The organism is Roseovarius sp. (genome assembly GCF_027019125.1).
In the GTDB taxonomy this organism is placed as follows: domain Bacteria; phylum Pseudomonadota; class Alphaproteobacteria; order Rhodobacterales; family Rhodobacteraceae; genus Roseovarius.
This window is the reverse complement of sequence record NZ_JALUXE010000022.1, coordinates 1-1,524: the sequence shown is the minus strand read 5'-3', so window position 1 is coordinate 1,524 and position 1,524 is coordinate 1. Positions and strand designations below refer to the sequence as shown.

Here is a 1,524-nt window from a genome sequence, read left to right as displayed (position 1 = left end):
GGCTGCATCATCAACATGATCGACCAGCGCGTCTGGCGGCTGAACCCGCGCTTCATGTCCTACACGGCCTCCAAGGCCGGCCTGTGGACCGTCACCCGGACCCTCGCCCAGGCCCTCGCGCCGCGCATCCGCGTCAACGGCATCGGCCCCGGCCCGGCCCTGGCGAATGAGCGCCAGGCGGCGGAGGATTTCGCCGCCCAGGCCCGCGCCGTGCCGCTGGGCCACGGCCCGCGCATGGCAGAGTTTCAGCACGCGGTGCGCTTTATTCTTGAAACCCCGTCCCTGACGGGTCAAATGCTTGCCCTCGATGGCGGCCAGCACCTGGCCTGGGAAACCCCCGACGCCACCGGCAACGAGTAACGCGATCCGTGTCCCGCACGACCGGGGCCACCCAGAACGGCAACGAGCGCACCATGAGCAAGTCAGCCACAGGAACGGCCTCTACTGGCAATGTGACGCCCCTGCGCATCGCCGATGCCGCCCGCCTCACCCGCCATGTCTTCGTCCGCGACCTGCGTCTCGACGCACATATCGGCGTTTACCGCCACGAGGAAGGCCGCACCCAGCCGATCCTCATCAATGTGGACCTGACGGTCACCGAGGGAGACGTGGAGATCGACGACAATATCGACAATGTCGTCTGCTACCGCAGCGTCGTCACCAACATCAAAGCCCTGGTCGATGAGGGCCATGTGCGGCTGGTGGAAACCCTGGCCGAGCGCATCGCGTCGGATTGCCTTGAAGACCCCCGCGTCCTCGCCGCCCGCGTGCGGGTGGAAAAGCTCGAAGCCATCGAGGAAGCCCATTCCGTCGGCATCGAGATCGAGCGCCTCCGCCCACTGCCCGCATCCTGACTTTCGGCAGGCGGACGATTCCGCACCACGGCCGAGTCCGGGCCGAGATCTGTCAACCTGGCTGACAAATCAGCGCCTACGCGCCCATTTCTTCAGCACCCCGATTGTCAGCAGAACCCCATGGTTGAACGCCGTTGTGCACATACGCACGAGGTGCGGGTTGGTAAGGCAGCCTTACCCCTTTACCCATCTGATTCATGGTTAACATAGTTTGAAGATCGATAATTCAGATGAATAATCAGTCAGTTACGGCCCCGCCCTCCGCAAGGCCCGTTTCGGCCCCGCATTTCCTCTTTTCCGCGCCGGACGTGGTGATGCAGGTGTTTCCAACAGACTTATCCACAGGCTGGAACGACTGATTGACCGCGCGGCAAGGTTCAATTTACCTCCGGCGCATGCATATTCAAGATCATGAGCGACGCCCCTCCTCCCCCATCCGCTGACGCCCCCCTCATTGGCGCGGACCTGATCGCGGATTACGTCACCCGGCTGCCCCACGCACCGGGCGTCTACCGCATGTTCGGCGAGGACGGCGAGGTGCTTTATGTGGGCAAGGCGCGCAACCTCAAGAAGCGCGTCACCAGCTACACCCGCCTCATGGGCCACACCAACCGCATCGCGCGGATGATCGCCGCCACCCGCGCCATGGAATTCGTGGTGACGGAAAGCG

At 63.8% G+C, this 1,524-nt stretch carries 3 protein-coding genes; all 3 read left to right on the top strand.

The features are described 5' to 3' along the window. Positions 1-360, top strand: a 360-nt coding sequence (locus tag MVC20_RS07275; RefSeq protein ID WP_297539878.1) for an SDR family oxidoreductase, incomplete at its 5' end; no start/stop codon positions are given. An 8-nt stretch (positions 361-368) separates the two neighbouring features. Beyond that, on the top strand, positions 369-854 hold the full coding sequence (folB, locus tag MVC20_RS07270) for a dihydroneopterin aldolase (protein WP_297539876.1): 486 nt from the start codon (positions 369-371) through the stop codon (positions 852-854). A gap of 411 nt (positions 855-1,265) precedes the next feature. Next, on the top strand, positions 1,266-1,524 hold a 259-nt coding region (locus MVC20_RS07265), incomplete at its 3' end, for a GIY-YIG nuclease family protein (protein ID WP_297539874.1).